Consider the following 21,898-nt stretch of genomic DNA (forward strand, 5'->3'; position numbering starts at 1 on the left):
TTAGCTCCTTTCTTCTACGTCAAAGAGGGCGTTTACAAATGCATCTGCGTCAAATTTCTGCAGGTCATCGATACTTTCGCCTACTCCGATGTATTTTACTGGTATGTCAAGCTCAGACTGGATTGCTACTGCGATTCCGCCCTTGGCTGTACCATCAAGTTTGGTAAGAATGATTCCGGTAACATTGGCGACCTCGGCAAACTGTCTTGCCTGGGAAAGCGCATTCTGGCCCGTGGTTCCGTCAAGAACTACCAGCGTTTCCAAATATGCTTCCGGATACTCACGTTCCAGAATACGGTAAATCTTGCGAAGCTCTTCCATAAGATTTTTCTTATTATGAAGTCTTCCTGCGGTATCGCAGATCAGAACATCTGCATTTCTGGCTTTGGCCGCTGCCACTGCATCATAGACAACAGATGCCGGATCTGCTCCGTCCTGGCCGCCGATGATCTCAACGCCGGCACGGTTGGCCCACTGTGTCAGCTGCTCCCCGGCTGCCGCACGGAAGGTATCTGCTGCTCCGAGGATGACCTTTTTTCCCTGATCCTTTAATTTACCGGCCAGTTTGCCTACAGAGGTAGTCTTACCTACTCCATTGACACCGATCACAAGGATCACGGATTTCCGGTTCTCGAACTCATATTCTGTGCTTTCTACCTGCATCTGTTTTTTGATGCTGTCGATCAGAAGCTGTTTGCACTGGGACGGCTCCTTGATATGCTGCTCAGCAACCTGCTCCTTTAAATGCTCCAGAATGGAGGTGGTTGCGTTAATGCCGATATCTCCCATGATCAGGATCTCTTCCAGTTCTTCATAAAAATCATCATCAATACTGGAAAAACCGCTGAAAATGGAATCAAAGCCGGCAACGATATTGTCTCGCGTTTTGGTAAGTCCGCTTACCAGACGTTTAAAAAATCCTTTTTTTTCTTCTGCCATACTGATTCATCCCCTCTGTTACTGGGTAAGCTGGTTCTCTACTAAATCTACGGATACCAGCGTGGATACCCCTTTTTCCTGCATGGTAATTCCATAAAGCCTGTCTGCTGCATTCATGGTACCACGTCTATGTGTTATTATAATAAATTGTGTGTTCTTCGTCAACTTCTGAAGATATCCCGCAAAACGTCCTACATTGGAATCATCCAGTGCAGCCTCGATCTCATCCAGAAGACAGAATGGTGAAGGCTTCAGATTCTGGATAGCAAAAAGAAGTGCAATGGCTGTCAGTGCTTTTTCTCCACCGGAAAGCTGCATCATGTTCTGAAGTTTTTTTCCGGGCGGTTGGGAAATGATCCTGATCCCTGCCTCAAGGATATCCTCGTCTTCCGCAAGTTCCAGAGTTCCCCGGCCTCCGCCGAACAGTTCTTTGAAGGCTTTATCAAATTCTTTCTGGATCTCTCCGAATTTTTCGCTAAATTGCTTCCGCATGCCCTCATCCAACTCCTGGATGATCTGTTCCAGCGTTTTTTCCGCTTCCAAAAGATCGTTGTACTGACCACTTAAGAACGTATGCCGTTCCAGAAGTTCTTTGTAATCCTCAATGGCATTGACGTTGACAGAGCCAAGAGCTCGGATCTCGTCCTTTAATTTATGGATCTGCTGCTTCATCACATGCCTGTCATTCATTTCTTCTTTCCTGTACTGCAAGGCATTATTCGGAGTGATCTCGTATTCTTCCCACATATAGGAAATCCTTGCTTCCCGGTTCTCTTCGATCTTTTCTGTCTGAGTCTTCAGTCGGAAGCATTCTTTGTCCAGAAGACTGATCTGGCCAGACAGCTCATCACGCTTTTCAAAAAACTCCTTATGACTTTTTGTGCGCTCTTCCTTTTCCTGCTGCCATTTTTCCAGCTGTTTTGCAGCCGCCTCTTCTTTTGCGGCAAAGCCTTCGATCTCCTTACGGACCTTGTCGATCGTCTTTCTCTTTTCTGCAGTTTCCTGGTTGCCTTTTTCCAGAGAATCCAGAATTTCTTCCCTCTCTTTCGAAAGAACTTCGATCTCCTCTTTCAGGCGCCGCAGATTTTCCTTTATGAAGCTTTCCTTCTGCTGGGATGCAGATGCGTCAAGACGGATCCTTTCCAGCTTCTCTGAAGTCTCCGCTTCGTCCTTTTTCCAGTCCTCCAACTCCTTCTGCCGGGTCTCGATAAATGTCTCCAGCTCTTCCTCATCCCTTTTAGATGCTTCAAGCTCCTGCGTGATCTTTATGTTATCTGCCTGCATGTCTCTTGCCTGAAGACGGATTTCCTCCTGCTCCCTCTCGATCCTGGTATATCCGCCGCGGATCTCCTCCGCTTTTTTCTCCAGCTGTTCAATGTTCAACCTGGCTGTATTCTGCTGAATGGATTGTTCCTGAAATTTCTGCTGTAGCGCCGCCACAGTATCGCGCATCTTATTTCTCCTGCTGCGGTTATCTTCCATGGACTGTCGGATCTCATTATACCCGGCTGCCAGCTCTTTTACCTTCTTTTCCAGTTCCTCGATCTCACGACGACGGCCGAGAAGATTGCTGTTGTTCTTAAAAGCTCCACCGGTCATAGAACCGCCTGGACTCAAGGATTCTCCCTCCAACGTTACCATACGGATACTGTGCCGGTATTTTCTGGCAATGGCAATAGCATGATCGATATGATCCACCACCAGCACTCTGCCAAGAAGATATCCGATCAGACCGTCATATTCCTTCTCTGCAGTTACCAGGCCACTGGCAAGACCAATAGCTCCCGGTTCGTTCAACGCACCTCTCTGATTAAACTCGCCTCTTGAAGAAATGCTGTTTAATGGGAGAAAAGTCGCACGACCATACCGGTTTTTCTTCAGGAATTCAATCATCTGCTTGGCAGTCTGCTCGTTATCCGTAACGATATTCTGAATGCTTCCGCCAAGAGCTGTCTCAATAGCGATCTCGTAATTTTTTTCTACGTGGATGATATCCGCCACTACGCCACGGATCCCAGGAACATGATCCTTCTGTTCCATGACACGACGAATACTGTTTCCATATCCATCATAACGTTCTGTGATATTGCGGAGAGATTCCAGTCTGGATGCCTCTCTGTGATAGGACGTCTGTTCCTTTTCCAGCTGTGTATTCTGCTGTTTAAGGGTTTCCTGAATGGCATGGATCTCCTTTGTAAGACGGCTGCCTTCTTCTCTGGTTTCCTGAATGGCCTTCGTGATAGTGTCGTATTCCCTCTGTGCCTGATCGATCGCTGACTGCTGCTCCTCTTCCTGGGTTTTCAGGGAAAGGATCCTCTGACTGATCCCTGCTTTCCGGATATCCAACTGCTCCTTCATGGCATCAAAACGCTGTGCCTTACCTTTGGTGTTTGCGCGGGAATTAAGGATCTCAATGATCTCATTCTTACCATCTTCCACTGCCTGGGTGCATTCTTCGATACTGCTCTGGATATTGTCCATTTTTTTCTGCTCGTCAGCAAGTTTTCTGTCGATCTCCCGTAAATTTGCCTGAAGATCTGCTTTTTGCTCTTCCAGAGCCTCCTGGTCTGCAGATTTTTTCTCCGTATCTTCCTGAACTGCTAAAAGACGGCTGCGATAATGACTGTCATTCTGCTCTCCTGCCAGGATCTGTTCATGAAGAACATTGATCTCACCGGACAGCTGCTGTTTACGGATAGCACGATCCCGGCTTTCTTCCCGCAACGCCTCCATCCGCTCATTCAGCTCTTCCAGTATTTTTTCCAGACGTTCATATTCATCCTTGGTACGACTATGAGCATTCTGGGCTTCTTTTAACTGATTTTCTGCGATCCTGGTTTTTTCTTCCAGCTCGCGGATCAGATTTCCGGTGTGTTCATATTCCAGGAGGAACATATTTATATCCAGCTCTTTCAGATTTTCTCTTTTTGCCAGATATATTTTTGCAGTCTCAGACTGACGTTCCAGCGGTTCCAGCTGCTTGGTCAGCTCACTTAAGATGTCCGTGACACGGACCAGATTCTGTTGTTCTTCCTCAAGCTTCTTCAGTGTGGTATTTTTTCGTCTTTTAAATTTGACGATCCCGGCTGCCTCGTCAAAAAGCTCTCGGCGTTCTTCGGGTTTTCCACTTAAGATCTTATCGATCTGGCCCTGTCCGATGATGGAATATCCTTCTTTTCCGATACCGGTATCATAGAACATCTCATTGATGTCCTTTAAACGACAGGAGCTGCCGTTGATGCGGTATTCGCTCTCACCGGAACGATACAGTCTTCTGGTAACGGTTACTTCTTCAAAATCCACCGGGAGCTTGTGATCGCTGTTATCAAGTGTAATAGCCACGGACGCAAAGCTCAGAGGCTTGCGAAGCTCCGTTCCTGAAAAGATAACATCCTGCATATTCCCGCCTCGAAGCTGCTTGGCGCTCTGTTCTCCCAGAACCCAGCGGACTGCATCGCCAACATTACTTTTTCCGCTGCCATTAGGTCCTACGATGCCGGTGATCCCGTTATGAAATTCAAAATTTATTTTCTGTGCAAAGGATTTAAATCCCTGCACCTCTATATTTTTCAGATACATTGGCCACCTGCTGTTATTTTATACTGCGTATTGCCTCTAGGGCTGCAGCCTGTTCTGCTGCCTTTTTTGTATGGCCGGTTCCGGTTCCCATACTTTTTCCATTGATCAGCGCCTCCACAGTAAAACTCTTACTGTGGTCCGGTCCCTCTTCTTTCAGGAGACGATATTCCACCGGATGATTTCCGCCTTCCTGCACCATTTCCTGAAGCACTGTCTTACTGTCATAAAAAATCCTCTTATCCTCCAGATCGTTCAGGATAAATTTCATAACAAAAGCCTGTGCCGGTTCAAATCCACCGTCCAGATACATAGCCCCGATCAGAGATTCCAGGGCATCAGAAACGATGGAATCTCTTTTACGACCGCCCATCATTTCCTCACCTCTTCCAAGGAGGATAAACTCCGGAAGCCCGAATTCTCTTGCACAGTAGGCAAGACTCTTTTCACATACCATACTGGCACGTTTCTTGGTCAACTCACCTTCCTGATTATTTCGGAATTTTTTGTACAGGAAATCACTGCTGATCAACTCCAGCACCGCATCTCCAAGGAACTCCAGACGTTCATTGCATCCAAGCTTTCCAAGGTGTTTTTCGTTGGCATAGGAGCTGTGTGTCATTGCCTGCTCCAGTAAAGATTTTGCGGTAAACTGGTATCCGATAGTCTGCTCCAGCTTTTTTAAATTATTTTCCATTTCTTCTTCCCTTCGTTACCCGGCGAAGAGTCTCCACTGCATCGCCGACAGTAACGATCTCCTCGGCTTCCTCCGGGTCGATACGAACATCAAAAGTTTCCTCCAGATCAATAAGAATCTGAAAAAAATCCAGAGAATCCACTCCCAGATCATCCACAAAGGTAGTTTTTTCTGTAATGGCATCCATATTTCTTCCCAGAGTTTTTTCGATGATGGTCTTCAGCATTTCCAGTTCCACGACTGTTCGCCTCCTGTTCTGTCTGTAATATTTCCGGCAATCCCGGTTTTATTTTTTTTCGCTTTTTTCTTTTGCCTGTGCTTTCTGCTCAGCTGCTGTAAACTCCTCGATCTTTTCATTGATCTTCTCTTCCTTAAACTGCTCGCACTGAAAGATCGCATGACGGATTTCTACACTACTGGCACTTCCGTGGCTTTTGACCACAAGACCTTTCAGACCAAGAAGCGGTGCTCCGCCATATTCACTGGCATCAAATGATTTTAAGGTTTTCTTAAGAGCAGGTTTTACCATCAGAGCTCCCATTTTACTGCGAATGTTTGTCATCATACCTTTTTTGATCATAGATATCAGAGTAGCTCCCACACCTTCATAAAGCTTGAGGATCACGTTTCCTACAAAAGCTTCACAGACTACTACATCTGCATAACCTGACGGGATATCTCTCGCCTCAATGCTTCCGATAAAATTGATATCCTTACATGCTTTTAACAGAGGGAATGTAGCCTTTACCAGCGCATTGCCCTTTTCTTCCTCAGCACCGTTATTAACGATAGCAACTCTCGGTTTCTTAATACCCACTACATTTTCCATATAGATGGAACCCATCTGTGCAAACTGTACCAGATGATCTGGTCTGGCATCTACATTGGCACCACAGTCAATCAGAAGGGAAACGCCCTTTGCGGTAGGAATCAGCGGAGCAAGAGGTGGTCTCCGGATTCCTTTGATCCTGCCTACGATCACCTGCCCTCCTACCAGTACCGCACCTGTGCTTCCGGAGGAAACAAAGGCATCGGCCTCCTGTTTTTTTACAAGGTTTAATCCCACTACAATTGAGGAATCTTTCTTTTTCTGGATAGCCATGACCGGAGGTTCCGCAGTCTCGATCACCTGAGACGCATGCACCACACGGATCCTGTCCTTAGGATAATCCGGGTATTTCCGGAGCTCTGCTTCGATCACATCCTGTACTCCTGTAAGGATAACCTGGATGTTCTCTTTTTCTTTCACAGCTTCCACTGCGGCTTTTACCGGTTCCTCGGGAGCATTGTCACCACCCATTGCATCTACAACGACTTTTACTATTTCTGACATATGTTGTCCTTTCTCTGTCCGAAATCTTTTCGGAATGCATATGGTACACTGTAGTGAAAATCCTCAGACACATCCGTATAAGGATTTTCATTGCAGAGTACCAAAATTTAAGCGGATATTCGAAATCCGCATTCGCTACCTGCTCATAAACGAATAACTGCTTCGCAGTTTATCCGGTTAACGTGCCGTTATTTATGATACTAGAGTTTTGCCTGAGAAGTCAATATCTTTTACTCTTTCTGATTTTCAATCTGTTCTGCAAGATCATTTAAATATACCCAGCGATCCATTTTTTCGTCCAGTTTCTGCTGGATTTCCTGCTGCTCGTCGGAAAGCTCCCGGAGTTTTCCCGCATTTGTGGCATTGGCAGCCATCTCTTTATCAATCTGCTCCAGACGTTCTTCCAACGCTGCGATGTCATCGTCAATAGTGTCAAATTCTTTCTGTTCTTTATAGGTAAATTTCAGTTTCTGTTTCCGGTTCTGTTTCCAGGTATCTGCAGCGGATTTCTTTTTCTCAGGCTCAGCTGTTTCTCCCTGTACTGTACCTCCATTCATATCCGCGCGCGTTTCCAGAGACTGTCCCTTTCTTTCCTTCGCTTCCAGATAATCCGTATAACCGCCCTCATACTGGACAAGCCGGCCATCTCCCTCAAATGCCATAATACGGTTCACCACATTATCCAGGAAATAGCGGTCATGGGACACCGTGATCACGATGCCGGAAAAAGAATCCAGATAGTCCTCAAGAATGGTCATGGTGGGTATATCAAGATCATTTCCGGGCTCATCAAGAAGAAGAACATTTGGTGCCTCCATCAAAACCTTCAGAAGATACAGTCTTCGCTTCTCACCTCCGGAAAGCTTCTCCACCGGAGTGTACTGCATGGCCGGATCAAAAAGAAATCTCTCAAGCATCTGGGAAGCTGTGATCCTTCCTTCTTTTGTCGGAACATATTCCGCCACTTCACGGATATAATCGATCACCCGCTGTCTTCCATCCATATCCGGAACGTTTTGGGCAAGATACCCGATACGGATCGTTTCTCCGATCTGAATCTCTCCGGAATCCGGCAAGATCAGTCCATCTGCCATTTTAAGAAGCGTGGACTTACCGCAGCCATTTGGTCCAATGATCCCAAGGCGCTGGTCACGAAGAACAATATGATCAAAATCATTGATCAAAAGACGACCTTCGATGGTTTTACTTACATGATGAAACTCTATGGTTTTCTTTCCCATACGGGTCTCAATGGAATCCATTTCCACATTCTGCTCTTTCAGCGGGGTTTTTCCCGCCTTCAGTGCTTCCAAACGGTCAAGCCTTGCTCTCTGTTTGGTACTTCTGGCGCGGCAGCCTCTTGCTGCCCATTCCAGTTCCATCCGAAGTACGCTGCGGCGCTTCCGGTCACTGGCAAGCTCCATTTCCTCTCTCTGTGCTTTCAGCTCCAGAAATCTGGAATAATCTCCTGCATAGGAATATAATTTTCCATGGCTGATCTCCAGAATCCGGTTTGCCACACGGTCCAGGAAATAACGGTCATGAGTGACCATGATCACCGTTCCACGGAAATTCCGGAGAAAATCTTCCAGCCATGTGACCATTTCTCCGTCCAGATGGTTGGTAGGCTCATCCAGGATCAGAATGTCAGCCGGATTTAAAAGCATCCTGGCCAGCGCCACTCTTTTCTTTTCACCACCGGAAAGATTGTCCATGTTAATATTCTGATCGGTAATACCAAGTGTATTCAGCATGCGTCTGGCCTCACTTTCGGTACTCCAGTCCTTCTGCCATTTGCCTTCTGCCACATAGTCCAGAATGGTCATATGCTGCGGAAATTCCGGAGTCTGGGGAAGCCAGCTGATCCGGATCCCGTTCTGAGTGATCACCTGCCCTTCGTCCGGTTCTTCCTCTCCGGCGATCACGCGGAGCAAAGTAGTCTTACCGGTTCCGTTTACACCGATGATACCTATTTTTTCTCCCTGATCGATGCCGCAGGAGATATCATCAAATATCACCTTATCTCCAAAAATTTTGTGGATATGTTCTATATTAAGAATGTTCATGCGCATTTTCTCCGTTTTCTTCCAAAGTATATAAAAATCATTTCCATGATAGCGAATTTCCGCGTTTCCGTCAAGAATCACTGTTATGACAGGGGAAAGGGCTGTACCTCCCATATGGAAATACAGCCCCTTTGGGGGATTGTTTTTTTATCTGGATCTTGGTCAACAGTTTCTGGTGTCGCCAGCTGCTTCCCTTCTTTTTCGTATATCCACCGCCTTTCGTATTTTCTGCCACTATTGTAAAAAAATTATCAGGAAATGACAACAGACCTGTGACAAAATGACAGTTTCCATGAAATATGACATTTTTGTGTTAAATATCTGCCAAAAACACATTCATTTCTGATAACCTTCTACAAAATACGTCATTCCAGGCAAAAATCCGACATTGGATATACATAAAAGTTATGATATACTGTTTTTACTACTCTTTTATAAATCGGAGGTTATATTATTTTGAATATTGCAATTATTGATGACATCTCAACGGATGCAGAAGACCTGAAGAATATCGCTGTTTCCTATTTTGAGAAAAAACATATCCAGGCAGAAATCTATCAGTTTTTCAGCGCAGAAGAATTTTTTGAAGATTATCAGCCCGGAAAATTTCAGATTCTGTTCCTGGATATTTATATGAACGGGATGACGGGTATGGAAGCTGCGCGCAGGATCCGAAGACAGTCCGATGACTGCATCCTTGTTTTTGTCACTACCAGCAGTGATTTTGCTGTGGAAAGCTATGATGTAGGAGCCTCCTATTATCTTCTGAAACCCTTTCAGCCTGAAAAACTCTGTTCCATTCTGGATTCCTTTCAATCCAGGCATTTACTGGCATCCCGTTACATTGAAGTCGTTTCTGACCGGGTTCCCATCCGGGTCCCTCTGCGCAGCATTTTATATGCAGACACATTCCGAAATGCAGTGTGCCTTCATACCGATGCCGGTCCGGTCCGTTCTTATCTTACCTTTCACAAATTTGAGGAACAGATCAGGGACTGCCCTAATTTTCTCTCCTGTTACCGTGGCTGTATCGTCAATATGGATCGTATACAGGAAGCTTCTGAAGAAGGCTTCCTTCTGGACAACGGGGAGGTCGTCCAGATCCGGAAACGTGGCTCTTCTGCTATCCGCAAAGCTTATCTTCAGTATCTCTTTGCGTCAGATGAAGAAATATCTCAGCTTTGAAAATGCCATTTTCAGACTGAAAATCCGCAAACCCTCCATAACGTGCTGCAATTTCCATGATCGACGCAGTTCCGATCCCCTGTCCGGAATGCTTACCCGAAAAAAATCCTGTTTTATTTCTGCGTAAGGGATCTGTACAGCTGTTCTCTTCTTTTATAAGAAGTTTATTACTTCTGGTACGGATCTGTACACGGACAAATCTGGAACTGCCTTTCGGACAAAGCTGTGCCGCTTCTATGGCATTTTCCAGAAGATTACCAAAGAGACGACAAAAATCTGTATCCTGGATCCCTGTTTTTTCCGGTGCTTCTACCTGACACTGAAAAACGATCCCGTTTTTTCTACATAATTCTTCATAATAATGTAAAATCGCATCGGCAACCTGATTTTTACAGTAAGACTGATAGGTTAGCCGTTCCTGGAATTCCCGGGTATACCGGCAAAGATATTTCTGCATTTCTTTATACTGCTCCCGTTCCAGCAATGCCGTCAGAACACGAAGGTGCTGACGCATATCATGGCGGACACGACTGGTTTCTTCCATCTGTTCCTTTAACCGGTCATAATGATTTTTCTGGGCAAGGAGACGAAGTTCAGTCTGATGACTATATACCTCATAAGTCAGACGGATCTTATATGCTTCTGACAGATCTCTCCACAGAACACAGCCAAACGCAGCTGTCAGTACCAGCCCACCTGTCTCCGGGAAACCTCCTCCAAAAATCGGCTCATAAAGATACCCTATCCTATCTGCCACAAGAGAACAGGCATAAACCGTTGTTCCCACCAAAACGATTTTTCCATATCTGCAATCTGTTTCTCCAAAAGTATTGAGCAGCATATAAACTGCCGCCACTCCTTTGACAGCTTCACTGATCCAGGCAGCTTCATAAAGAATCCCGGCCGAGGGAAGTATGTCCGCAAAGCTCTCCAGAAAGAAAGCGATCACGATCCAGAGATTGATCAGAAGAGTCAGATATCTCCCCCGTTTTTTCCCCATAATACAATCCTCAAGCCGGATCATACAGGAAAGGATCAGATAATAGATCATAGTTTCCAGTGCATACCAGGGTCTTGTGGGCAGAAGAAAAAAATTATGTATCAGGGGACAGACAGAATATCCCACTACACAAAGGCAGACCAGATTAAAAATGGCAAATTCTTTTGTCCTGGTTCTGATATATACCATAAGTGTCCCGAACATAATACAGCTACAGAATGCAATGGCACAACCGCTTCCAAGTGCCCGCATTCCTCTCTGTATACTTACCCGAAACGGAGATCCAAAAACCGGAATGTACCGGATTCCGGATCTGGTATGGTTTCTGTCTGCTGCTGCTATGACAATTTCCACAGCCCCGGATCCCTGAAATGTAAAAACACGGTTCATGATCCTGTCCTTATAAGATTTTTCGTCAGGATTCCCCACTTCCCCGGCCAGTTCTCCATTGATATAGATCCGATATGCAGAAAAAACCTCCGTCAGCGAAACAGCCCAGATTTTTTCCTCCTCGGGCAGGATCAGAAACATCCGGTATGTCCCACATCCATACGAAGAGGCCTCTTCATTCCCCAGTTCCATTTCATTACGCTCTCCGATCGAAATATAACAACTGTAATATCCTGGATTCTTTTTCAGCATCTCAGGTGTAAGCAGCTTTCCCGGAAAATATTGCCATTCCCTGGCAAGATAATGTAGCTTTGCCGCCGCATCTTTATTATCCAGACAAAGGATTCCCTGAATGGTCTGCTCGCCTTTCGCTGTATATTCATTGTTCACGAGATACATCATAAAAAAAGCAGTCATAGATAACACTACAGTAAGTCCAAAGATCAGGGTCCATTGCCTACTTTTCTCCTTTATGACTGTCACCTCGCTTTCCGGATCTGCTTCGGATTCCTACGATCAGCACTGTTAGCACTGTTGCTGCCGTCAGGGCTGCCATTTCAAAAGGATTCCCTTTTATATCTTTTTTTCGACTTTTTACACAGAAGATTCCTGTCTCGTCCGTGTCAACGATCAGAATATCCTGATTTTTATCCAGGAATGTCTTAAATTTTCTTCCTTGGGAATCCGTAATTTCCATAGTTTCCATATCTTCCTTGGGAAATATCTCTTTTACAGGTATCATGATCCGGCTTCCCGGAATATCCGTGATCTTCTGAATTCCTTTATAGATCTTTATTTCATATGAATGATCGGAAACCTTTTGTACCAGTGTCTGTATTGTGCCATTCTCTGCTACCTTCCAGCTTTGTGCCACAGAAGCAGGGATACGAAGACTGATCCCATCTTTTTCAAAATTTATATCTCCCATATATTTCAGGATAAGATCCAGACGTTTTCCACTGATCACGGTCCAATTTTCAGTAACAACTTCTGTTACCTTTCTGTCCGGCTGCTGTACTTCCAGATCAATATTCAAAATATTTTTCATTGCTGCCGAAAAAAGAACTTTTTCTTTTCCAGAAATATTAAATATCCGTGCAAAATCTGACATCAGCGCTTCGGTTTCAGCCCGTACAGTTCTTGCACTATAAATCATACCGACACACAACGCAATAACTTCAAGTATCAACAAAAACCCATATCGTATTGTTTTTTGCAGATCATGCATATCTGGTCATCCCCATTGCACATGTTTCATCTATCTGCGTCCAGAATACCTCTTTTTTAGCTTTCAGGCAATCAAATCTATACGTAATAAATCGACATCATTCGAAACAGCAAAGGTGCTGATTACTGCTACTGCACAGAATCAGCACCTTTTCATATATCATTATTTCTTTTTCTGCATACCTGGAAATCGCCGGAAATAATAGATGACAAACAATACCGCAGTAATTATCCAGGATACCGGATAACTGAGCATGATACTGTCGATCCCTGGATGCGATCTTACAAAGACAAACAACCAGATGATCCGGAGCAGGCAGACCCCACCACAGGTCAGAATCATCGGAACCAATACTCTTCCGGAACCACGCAGCGCTCCGGAAAGAATTCCGATCACAACATAAATGGCATAGGATGGAATCAGGAAACGAATCATATGCACCCCAATGTCTACAACCACCTGATCTGTTGTAAACAAATGGTAGATCGGATTTGCGAACAGAATAAGTGTTCCGCTTACAATAAACGCCGAAATGTATGCCATCACCATACAGACGCGGACACTTTTTCGCATACGGTGGTATTTTCTGGCACCATAATTCTGTCCTACAAAGGTGGTAATTGAGATGGCAAAAGCATTGCATACCATCCAGAACACCGCATCAATCTTTCCCATAGTTCCCCAGGCTGCCACAGTATCAGTCCCCAGCTCATTGACAAAAATCTGAATGGTGAGATTGGCAATGTTGTACATCACTGATTCCAGTCCTGCCGGAAGTCCGATCCTGAGAACTGCCCACAGAGAACGAAGATCAAAACGAATCTCATAAAATTCCAGACGATAAATATCCTCTGCACGCATCAGGAACCAGGTTACAAGGATGGCACTGACTGCCTGGCAACTGACTGTTGCAAGTGCAACACCGAGGACTCCCATATGAAAGATCACTACAAATACAACATCCAGCAGAATATTCAACAAACAGGTAATGATCAGCACATAGAGCGGTCTTTTAGAATCACCTACTGCTCTTAAGATACTGGATACCATGTTGTAGACCAGGTTGAAAAATGTCCCCGCAAAATAGATATGAAGATACAATACAGAATCGGGAATTACTTCTACCGGTGTTTTCATCAGGCGAAGGATCGGCTCAGCCAGGATAAAACCTGCTGTTCCAACAATAATACTGGCGGCCAGGCAGAAGATCATGGATGTGTGAAGTGTTTTTTTGAGATTTTTGTGGTCTTTCGCCCCATAATAATGAGAAATCACTACAGACGCACCGGAACATAAACCTACAAAAAAACCTACGATCAGATTCACGATCATACTGGATGAGCCTCCTACTGCTGCCAATGCTTCTTTTCCCACAAAGCGTCCTACTACAACCGTATCCGCAGTATTGTATATCTGCTGGAACAGAGTTCCAAACAGGATCGGAAAAAAGAATATCAGAAGCTGCTTCCAGACCACTCCCTCTGTGATCTGGTTCACGGCGGTATTTTTCTGATTCTTGTTCTGTTTCATATTTTTTTATTTTCCCCCCAGAGTATAAAAAAAGCCGGTATACTTATCTCAGCATACCAGACTCTTTTCGCATCATATATTGACTGTCTAATTAAAATTAGTCCTCAACTTTGATGATTTCCTTCTTATTGTAGCTTCCGCAAGCTTTGCAAACTCTGTGTGGCATCATAAGTGCTCCACATTTGCTACATTTAACAAGGTTCATAGCGCTCATTTTCCAGTTCGCTCTTCTCTTGTCACGTCTAGCTTTGGAAGATTTGTTCTTAGGACAAATGGACATAGGTTACACCTCCTTAAATTTACTGAATATATCACTGATAGCTGCCATGCGGGGATCCTTAGGCTCCTCCTTGCATCCGCAGGGACCTTCATTCAGGTTCTTCCCGCAGCGGCTGCAGATACCTTTACAGTCTTCTTTACATAAGACCTTTAAAGGCCAGCATATCAATACCTCAAGATAGACCAACCGGTCCACATCCAGGTTCATACCTGTGAGATAGCTGCTTTCATCCAGATCATTGACACGTTCTTCATCAGAAAGCTTCATATCAAGCTTCTTTTTAAATTCCAGCGGTATCTCAACGGCTACTGTCTCAAGACAACGGTCACAGGGAATACCCACTGTAATCTTACCGGTTCCTGTAAGCTCAAGAACCTTATCACCGGTATTGGTGATCGTAAGCTCTACCGGTTCCTTCGCAAGTACCGGAAAACTTCCCATCTGAAAATCAATCTTCTCCAGTTCAGGAATAACTGATTCCTGGATCGTCTTGCCATCACAGGAAGAAATGTCTAATAAATGAATCTGCATAAGTCTCTCCTATCCACACTCAATCCATTATACATATGGTCTTGTGATTTGTCAACGTTATTTTCGGGAAAATATTACATTTTTTTAATTTTTTGTTACTGTTGGCTTAATCAGAAATTCAGGGTAAATTACGGGGGTGGACCTTTAATTGTCCGCCCCCCGAATGTATACTGCTGATCCACAGTAATATATAATTCTGCCTGATTACCGATCATGCCCGAACGGTTCTGTACCGATACTGAAACAGCTGCTTATACCAGTGCTACAGTCTCACGGCAGATTGCAAGCTCCTCGTTTGTCGGGATAACTGCAACCTTAACTTTGGAATCCGGTGTGGAGATCACGATCTCCTCGCCACGATGTCCGTTAGCATCTTTGTCAAGTGTTACGCCAAGGTATCCGAGATAGCTGACAACCTTCTCACGTACCGGGATCGCATTCTCGCCGATACCTGCTGTGAAGACGATCGCGTCAACACCATTCATTGCTGCAACATATCCGCCTACAAATTTAGCGATGCCATAGCAGAGAACGTCGATCGCGTTAGCTGCATCCTCGTTTCCGCCTTCAGCTGCTTCGTTGAGGTCACGGAAATCGCTGGAAAGTCCGCCGGAAAGTCCGAGAAGACCGGATTTCTTGTTAAGTACGTTCATAACGCCCTCGATGTCCAGATTCTCTTTCTTAGCAATGAACTCCATGATAGCCGGATCGATGTTACCGGAACGAGTTCCCATAACAACACCTTCAAGTGGTGTAAGACCCATTGTTGTATCTACGCATTTGCCATTTACAACTGCGCTGATAGAAGATCCGTTTCCAAGGTGGCAGACGATAACTTTGGAGTTGTCTTTGTCAAGGCCAAGGAAATCAACAGCCCTCTTGGATACGAAGCTGTGAGATGTTCCGTGGAAACCGTATCTTCTTACTTTGTATTTCTTGTAGAAGTCAAGCGGAAGTCCATAGAGATATGCTTTAGCAGGCATTGTCTGATGGAAAGCAGTATCAAATACGCCTACCTGCGGTACGCCCGGCATAAGCTCTGCACATACACGGATACCAATGAGGTTCGCCGGGTTGTGAAGCGGTGCAAGGTCGTTGCACTCTTCTACTGCTTTGATCATCTCGTCTGTGATCACTGCGGAAGAAGCGAATTTCTCGCCTCCGTGTACGACACGATGTCCGATTGCATTAACCTCTTTAAGGCTTCCGATCGCACCTGTCTTATCGTTTGTAAGAGCATCCAGTACCATCTGGATCGCTTCTTTATGTGTTGGCATAGCTGCCTCTGTGATCTCTTTGTCACATCCGGCTTTCTGGTATACCAGTCTTCCGTCGATACCGATTCTCTCGCAGAGACCCTTTGCAAGTACATTCTCTGTCTCAGAATCGATTAACTGATATTTTAATGAAGAACTTCCACAGTTGATAACTAATACGTTCATGATTTAACTCTCCTGATCTTTTAATAATTATTTATCCTCTGCCTGGCACTGTACTGCTGTGATTGCTACAACGCCTACGATATCGTCTGCAGAGCATCCGCGGGACAGGTCGTTTACAGGTTTTGCGATACCCTGTGTAACAGGTCCGTATGCTTCTGCTTTACCAAGACGCTGAGCAAGCTTGTATCCGATGTTACCTGCATCAAGGTCAGGGAATACCAGTACATTAGCTTTACCTGCTACTTCGCTTCCCGGTGCTTTGGATGCGCCTACGCTTGGAACGATAGCTGCATCAAGCTGGAACTCTCCGTCAAGTTTAAGCTCCGGATGCTCCTCTTTGGCAATTCTTGTAGCCTCTACGACTTTATCTACGTCAGGATGCTTTGCACTTCCCTTGGTGGAGTGAGAAAGCATAGCTACGATCGGCTCCTCCTGAACAAGAAGCTTGAAGGACTCAGCAGAAGATGCTGCGATCGCAGAAAGCTCGTCCGGAGTCGGGTTCTGGTTCAGACCGGAATCAGCAAATACGAATGCACCGTTTGCACCATACTCGCAATCCGGAACTACGATCAGGAAGAATGCAGATACAAGCTTGGTTCCCGGTTTTGTCTTCAGGATCTGAAGGCATGGACGAAGTGTATCTGCTGTAGAATGGCATGCACCGGATACCATACCGTCTGCATCCCCCATCTTAACCATCATTACGCCATAGTATGGGTACTGAGTATGAAGGATCTCTTTCGCTTTCTCAGGTGTCATTCCTTTCTTTGCTCTCAGCTCTACAAATTTATCAATATATGCCTGAGTTCTGTCAGATTTCTCCGGATCTACGATCTGTGCACCGGAAATATCAAAGCCGCCCTCTGCAGCTTTCTTGTTGATCTCTTCCTCATTACCGATGAGGATGATCTTTGCAACTCCCTCTTTCAGAATCTTGTCAGTTGCCTCAAGAGTTCTCATATCCTCTGTCTCTGGCAGTACAATTGTTTTTACGCTTTCTTTTGCTCTTTTTTTAAGCAGTTCAACAAATCCCATGATTAAATGGCTCCTTTCTTGATGTAACAAAAACGCTAGTGTCTGTTCGGGCACTACACTATGTTCATTATACCCCCTTACCCTTTTCTTTTCAAGCGTTTCATTGTCAGAAAATGGCTATACTGCGTATTTTTTGAAGTGCAATTATTACTGTTCACCGACAATGTTCTGCGAGGTGTTTTTTGTGGGTAAATGTCACAGATGGTCAGAGGATTTCGGCTCATGATCATGCATTTGCGTGATTTCTGTATCTTACAAAGGGCGTTGCCGGGTACAGAGCGTACAGCAGCATTCAGTTTTATGGCAGCAAAACAGATTTCGAATGCCGCTTAACTTTTTACATTGCTTATGTTAAAATAGCACCATTATCATAATATAAAAACTTATTTCAAGATTTGAATTTTTAGAAACGGCAGGTACTTTTTTATATGAAAGTTGTTGGAATCATTGCAGAATATAACCCCTTTCACAAAGGCCACGAATACCAGATCCGCTATGCCCGGGAGGTCCTTGGTGCTGATTATGTTGTGATCGCCATGAGCGGGGATTTTGTACAGAGAGGGGCTCCTGCCCTTATGGAAAAACATCTCCGGGCTGAGATGGCTCTTCTTGGAGGCGCTGATCTGGTCCTGGAAATACCGGTACAGACAGCAACAGCCAGTGCAGAGGGTTTTTCCAGAGGAGGGATAAGTCTTCTTGACGGGCTTAGTGTTGTAGATGAGCTATGTTTCGGAAGTGAATGCGGAGATACAGAGACTCTTATGAATATTGCACGGATTTTTGTAAAGGAACCGTTTGAATACCGCGAATTCCTTCAGCAGAATCTTCGTACCGGAATGAGTTTTCCTGCTGCAAGAAGCAGTGCTTTGATCCGTTACATTCGTGGAAAATCCACTTCCGCACATAACACATTCGGTGCTTCATCAAAACATGTTGACCTCATTCTTTCTTCTCCTAACAACATCCTGGGAATCGAATACTGCAAAGCACTTCTCCGTCTTAACAGCCGGATCCTTCCTCATGCACTTTTAAGAAAGGGAAGTGGTTATCATGATACAGATTTTTCTCTTCTTTCCGACGAAGAGTTTCCCTCTGCTTCCGGCATCCGGAGCCTTATGAAAAAATCCGAAGAGGCTGTGCAGTCTGCTGATCTTTCCCGATTGATCCCTTCTGCTTCCCTTCCCTGCTTCCTGGATTCTCTCAAAAAAGGAGCATGGCTTTCTGACTCAGCACTGGATCTTCCTCTGCATTACAAACTGCTTCTGGAATCCGAAAAAACTTTGAAAATGTATCCGGAGCTTTCGGAGGCACTGATCCGGCGTATCCTGAAATCCCGAAATCAATATGAAGGTTTTTCCCAGTTTGCGGATCTTTTGAAAACACGGGATATTACCCGTTCTGCTATCTGCCGCAGCCTTGTCCGGATCTTTCTTGACCAAAAAACAAACGCACCCGGACATATTCCCTATGCCCGGGTACTTGGCTTTCGAAAAAACAGCGCTCCGCTTCTCAGCCAGATCAAAAAAAGCTCCTCAATCCCGCTGATCACCAAAGCCGCAGATGCATCTTCGATCCTCGATAAAACTGCGCTCCGGCTTTTTAATGAAACCTGTGCGGCTTCCAATCTTTACGAAATGCTTCTCTGTCACAAAACAGGTCAGCCTTTCATCCACGAGATGAAAAAACCGCTGCGGATCATTTAAGATCCACAGCGGCTTCCGCTACAACTTTCTTAATATATTCCGGTGTTTTGAAATTTATTTATTCAGACAAAAGAATACGATCATTGTCCAAAGCCTTTCCGGCTCCTGTCTTAAATTTCTCAAGGAGACCATCCACGGTCATGTTCTTCTTCTCCTCACCACCGATATCCAGCACGATATTGCCGGAGTCCATCATCAGGATACGGTTCCCAAGATCAATTGCTGACTGCATATTGTGTGTGATCATCAGACATGTCAGCTGATTTTCTTCCACGATCCTTCTGGTGAGATCAAGGACTTTCTCAGCAGTTCCCGGATCAAGGGCTGCAGTATGCTCATCCAGAAGAAGTAATTTCGGCGGATTCATGGTTGCCATCAGAAGCGTCAGCGCCTGTCTCTGTCCGCCGGAAAGAAGACCTACCGGATGGCTCATCCTCTCTTCCAGTCCAATGTCCAGCTTCTTTAATTCTTCACGAAAACGCTCTTTTTCCTGCCGGGTCGTGCGGGAAAGCCAACCACCCTTGCCGGCTGCAAGTGCAAGATTCTCTTCGATCGTCATTCCCGGCGCAGTACCACGCATCGGGTCCTGATAAAGGCGTCCGATCTCTTTTGCACGTGCATGCTGCGGCATAAATGTAATATCCCTGCCGTCCAACTCGATCGAACCGGAATCTGTAAGAAAATCACCGCAGATCGCATTAAAAAATGTTGATTTTCCTGCACCATTGGAACCGATGATCGTAGCAAAATCGCCTTTTTTCAGTTCCAGGGAAAGATCTTCTATTGCTTTTTTTTCGTTTACGGTTCCCGGATTAAATATTTTTGAAATATGGCTGATTTTTAACATGGATCATCTTCCTCCTTTTGTATGAGTCATTCTTCTTCGGATCTGCGGCCACTGTTTCTTAAGATATGGACCGGAAATTGCAAGAACAACGATCACAGAGGATACCAGCTTCAGCATAAATGCCGGCATGTTGAACCGAAGTGCAATGGTGTACACAAGGCGGAAGATAAAGGAACCAAGTACCATTCCCACCGCTCTCACAAAAATCCCTCCATGTCCGAGAAGGGTACCTCCGATCAGCAATGATGCCAGTGCGATGGTGACCATACCCTGACCGATGTTGATATCTACGGATTTCTGTGACTGAGACAGAAGACATCCGGAAAGTGCGGTAAATGCATTTGCCACGCAAAGACCGATCACTGTTGTAAATACCGGATTGATAGAGGAAGATTTTACCATATCGGAATTATTTCCGGTTGCCCTGATCGCAAGACCAAGTCTTGTTTTCAGAAAGAATACCAGAAATACAATCACGAGGATCACTGCGATGGCTGCAATAAGGATATCTTCCCTGCCTTTTAACGGTGTACCTGCAAGCACGTCCTTCATCATGGTAAATACTGTGGTCGTCCGATTCATATTGATCAGGGATGACCCTCCCATGACCGCAATATTTACGGAATATAATGCAGTATTTACAATAATACCTGCAAGCAGGCTATCTACTCCCAGCTTCGTCTGCAGGATAGCCGTTACAAATCCCGATGTAACACCTGCTGCCATAGCTGCCGCAATGGACAGGAACGGATGTCCGCTTACAGCAACTACGGCTCCTACAGCGGCTCCGAAGGTAAAGCAGCCATCTGTAGAAAGGTCGCAGACATTCAGCATGGAATAACTAAGGAACAAGGCAAGAACTGTCAGAGAACAGATCAGTCCAAGCTTCAGGGCTGTCTCCCCGAGGGAGAGCATAGTTGCAATCGTCACAGTGATTTCCTCCAATTGGATTTATTTCATAACTGCTCACAAAAATGAGCGGTTAATTTATTTTGATTCTACTTCATCAAAGCTTTCTGCAGTTGTGATCTCGTTTACCTGTGTGCAGAGAGGCTCAAATGCCTTCTTTACGGTATCGAAATCAAATCCAAGTGCCTTGCATGTTTCCGTATTAACTGTTGCAGTACCATTGTCAAAGGTTTCAACAGCTGTCTTAGACGGATCCGCATTATCTACCAGGATGTCAGCGATCATATCGGCTGTTTTCTGTCCCAGATTTGCATAATCAACACCATATCCTACAAAGGCACCATTTAATGCAAAGGAGTCGGCACCTGTGTAGTGCGGGATTCTTGCGTCGATGAATTTTTCATAAATAGAAAGCTCTGCTGTCATGATGGTGTTGTCCGTAGGTGTAAATACGGCATCCACACCGTCAGCGATCAGTGCATCTGCTGCGAGCTGGACTTCATCGGTAGTGGTTCCGGTACGCTCTACATATTCGATTTTCTCTTTATCCAGATAATCTTTTGCTTCCTGAATTGCTGTTGTGGAGGAATCCTGTCCTACATCATAGAGGAGACCGATCTTCTTTACATCCGGATTCTGTGCCTGGATCAGCTTCATGATAGAAGAAGTATCTAGGTAATCACTGGTTCCTGTAATGTTTGCGCCAGGAGCATCCAGAGAATCTACAAGACCGGAGCCAACCGGATCAGATACTGCTGAGAAAACAACCGGTGTATCACTTCCCTCTGTAGCAGACTGCATACGCATTGCTACCGGTGTAGCCACACCTACCATCAGGTCAACCTTATCCGCCTGAAAATCTGAAATGATCTGTTCCATAACACTGGCATCTGCATTACAGTTGTCATAAGACACATCAAATGTAACACCCTTTTCTTTGCCAAGCTCTTCCAGACGGGACTGGATGTTGTCTACGATCTGGTTCAGGGAAGCATCATCTACATAATTGCAGATGCCCACTTTAAAATCCTCCGCCATAACCGGGCTTGCCACCATCATAGTTGTTGCTGCTACTGCTGCTGCGATCACTAACATTCTTTTTTTCATAATTTTGTTCTCCCTTCTTATTCCGCTTATGATTACTTATTTGTACACCCTGCGGTCTGCTTTTCCGGAACAACTTTCATGCAACAGAATCGCTTTTCCT

At 45.1% G+C, this 21,898-nt stretch carries 18 protein-coding genes; 2 read left to right on the forward strand and 16 right to left on the reverse strand.

Translation table 11 applies throughout. The annotated features are described in order from the left end of the window. The 6 genes from ftsY to EYS05_RS16460 all read right to left on the reverse strand — a co-directional run bounded on the left by ftsY (position 1) and on the right by EYS05_RS16460 (position 8,611). Complete coding sequence (gene ftsY / locus EYS05_RS16435) at positions 1 to 939, reverse strand: signal recognition particle-docking protein FtsY (RefSeq protein WP_118062468.1); 939 nt, start codon at positions 937 to 939, stop codon at positions 1 to 3. An 18-nt stretch (positions 940 to 957) separates the two neighbouring features. Next, positions 958 to 4,518 (reverse strand): chromosome segregation protein SMC, encoded by a 3,561-nt coding sequence (smc, locus tag EYS05_RS16440; RefSeq protein ID WP_138277573.1) that lies wholly within the window; start codon positions 4,516 to 4,518, stop codon positions 958 to 960. Positions 4,519 to 4,531: 13 nt separating this feature from the next. Continuing rightward, positions 4,532 to 5,212, reverse strand: a complete 681-nt coding sequence (gene rnc / locus EYS05_RS16445; RefSeq protein ID WP_021652555.1) for a ribonuclease III — start codon at positions 5,210 to 5,212, stop codon at positions 4,532 to 4,534. Then, positions 5,202 to 5,450: an acyl carrier protein gene (locus EYS05_RS16450; RefSeq protein ID WP_118369315.1), complete on the reverse strand. Its 249-nt coding sequence runs from the start codon at positions 5,448 to 5,450 to the stop codon at positions 5,202 to 5,204. The genes rnc and EYS05_RS16450 overlap by 11 nt, the downstream gene beginning before the upstream one ends. A 48-nt stretch (positions 5,451 to 5,498) precedes the next feature. After that, positions 5,499 to 6,545 carry a phosphate acyltransferase PlsX gene (gene plsX / locus EYS05_RS16455; protein WP_118369313.1) on the reverse strand — a complete coding sequence of 349 codons (1,047 nt, stop codon included), beginning with the start codon at positions 6,543 to 6,545 and terminating at the stop codon, positions 5,499 to 5,501. A gap of 230 nt (positions 6,546 to 6,775) precedes the next feature. Beyond that, positions 6,776 to 8,611, reverse strand: coding sequence for an ABC-F family ATP-binding cassette domain-containing protein (locus tag EYS05_RS16460; protein ID WP_118369321.1), 1,836 nt, complete (start codon positions 8,609 to 8,611; stop codon positions 6,776 to 6,778). Positions 8,612 to 9,067: 456 nt separating this feature from the next. Between EYS05_RS16460 and EYS05_RS16465 the strand changes: the two genes are divergently transcribed. Then, positions 9,068 to 9,796, forward strand: coding sequence for a LytR/AlgR family response regulator transcription factor (locus tag EYS05_RS16465; RefSeq protein ID WP_138277574.1), 729 nt, complete (start codon positions 9,068 to 9,070; stop codon positions 9,794 to 9,796). On the opposite strand, the gene EYS05_RS16470 is transcribed toward EYS05_RS16465, so the two are convergent. The 7 genes from EYS05_RS16470 to pta form a co-directional block, all read right to left on the reverse strand. Next, entirely contained in the window at positions 9,735 to 11,576 is a 1,842-nt protein-coding gene (locus tag EYS05_RS16470; RefSeq protein ID WP_158293342.1) for a GHKL domain-containing protein, read from the reverse strand. The two genes, EYS05_RS16465 and EYS05_RS16470, sit on opposite strands and share 62 nt — an antisense overlap. Positions 11,577 to 11,643: 67 nt before the next feature. After that, the gene (locus EYS05_RS16475; protein WP_138277576.1) at positions 11,644 to 12,297 is read right to left on the reverse strand and encodes a hypothetical protein; all 654 of its coding nucleotides are present in this window, start codon (positions 12,295 to 12,297) and stop codon (positions 11,644 to 11,646) included. Between the two features lie 279 nt (positions 12,298 to 12,576). Then, the gene (locus tag EYS05_RS16480; protein WP_138277577.1) at positions 12,577 to 13,944 is read right to left on the reverse strand and encodes an MATE family efflux transporter; all 1,368 of its coding nucleotides are present in this window, start codon (positions 13,942 to 13,944) and stop codon (positions 12,577 to 12,579) included. 97 nt (positions 13,945 to 14,041) lie between these two features. After that, the gene (gene rpmF / locus EYS05_RS16485) at positions 14,042 to 14,224 is read right to left on the reverse strand and encodes a 50S ribosomal protein L32 (RefSeq protein ID WP_015525241.1); all 183 of its coding nucleotides are present in this window, start codon (positions 14,222 to 14,224) and stop codon (positions 14,042 to 14,044) included. 3 nt (positions 14,225 to 14,227) lie between these two features. Next, positions 14,228 to 14,755 carry a YceD family protein gene (locus EYS05_RS16490; protein WP_021652543.1) on the reverse strand — a complete coding sequence of 176 codons (528 nt, stop codon included), beginning with the start codon at positions 14,753 to 14,755 and terminating at the stop codon, positions 14,228 to 14,230. 251 nt (positions 14,756 to 15,006) lie between these two features. Then, complete coding sequence (locus EYS05_RS16495; protein ID WP_118369303.1) at positions 15,007 to 16,197, reverse strand: acetate/propionate family kinase; 1,191 nt, start codon at positions 16,195 to 16,197, stop codon at positions 15,007 to 15,009. 27 nt (positions 16,198 to 16,224) lie between these two features. Beyond that, positions 16,225 to 17,232, reverse strand: a complete 1,008-nt coding sequence (gene pta, locus EYS05_RS16500; protein WP_015525244.1) for a phosphate acetyltransferase — start codon at positions 17,230 to 17,232, stop codon at positions 16,225 to 16,227. A 428-nt stretch (positions 17,233 to 17,660) separates the two neighbouring features. Here pta and EYS05_RS16505 point away from each other — a divergent pair, with 428 nt between their 5' ends. Then, positions 17,661 to 18,935: a tRNA(Met) cytidine acetate ligase gene (locus tag EYS05_RS16505; protein WP_138277578.1), complete on the forward strand. Its 1,275-nt coding sequence runs from the start codon at positions 17,661 to 17,663 to the stop codon at positions 18,933 to 18,935. Between the two features lie 58 nt (positions 18,936 to 18,993). Here EYS05_RS16505 and EYS05_RS16510 read toward each other — a convergent pair whose 3' ends face one another. From EYS05_RS16510 to EYS05_RS16520, 3 genes are all read right to left on the reverse strand, one after another. Further along, positions 18,994 to 19,782: an ABC transporter ATP-binding protein gene (locus tag EYS05_RS16510; RefSeq protein WP_138277579.1), complete on the reverse strand. Its 789-nt coding sequence runs from the start codon at positions 19,780 to 19,782 to the stop codon at positions 18,994 to 18,996. 3 nt (positions 19,783 to 19,785) lie between these two features. Continuing rightward, the gene (locus tag EYS05_RS16515; protein WP_138277755.1) at positions 19,786 to 20,697 is read right to left on the reverse strand and encodes an ABC transporter permease; all 912 of its coding nucleotides are present in this window, start codon (positions 20,695 to 20,697) and stop codon (positions 19,786 to 19,788) included. Between the two features lie 72 nt (positions 20,698 to 20,769). Then, positions 20,770 to 21,798, reverse strand: a complete 1,029-nt coding sequence (locus EYS05_RS16520; protein ID WP_138277580.1) for an ABC transporter substrate-binding protein — start codon at positions 21,796 to 21,798, stop codon at positions 20,770 to 20,772. Between the last annotated feature and the right edge of the window lie 100 nt (positions 21,799 to 21,898).

It is taken from the genome of Blautia sp. SC05B48 (assembly GCF_005848555.1).
Classification (GTDB): Bacteria; Bacillota; Clostridia; order Lachnospirales; family Lachnospiraceae; genus Blautia_A.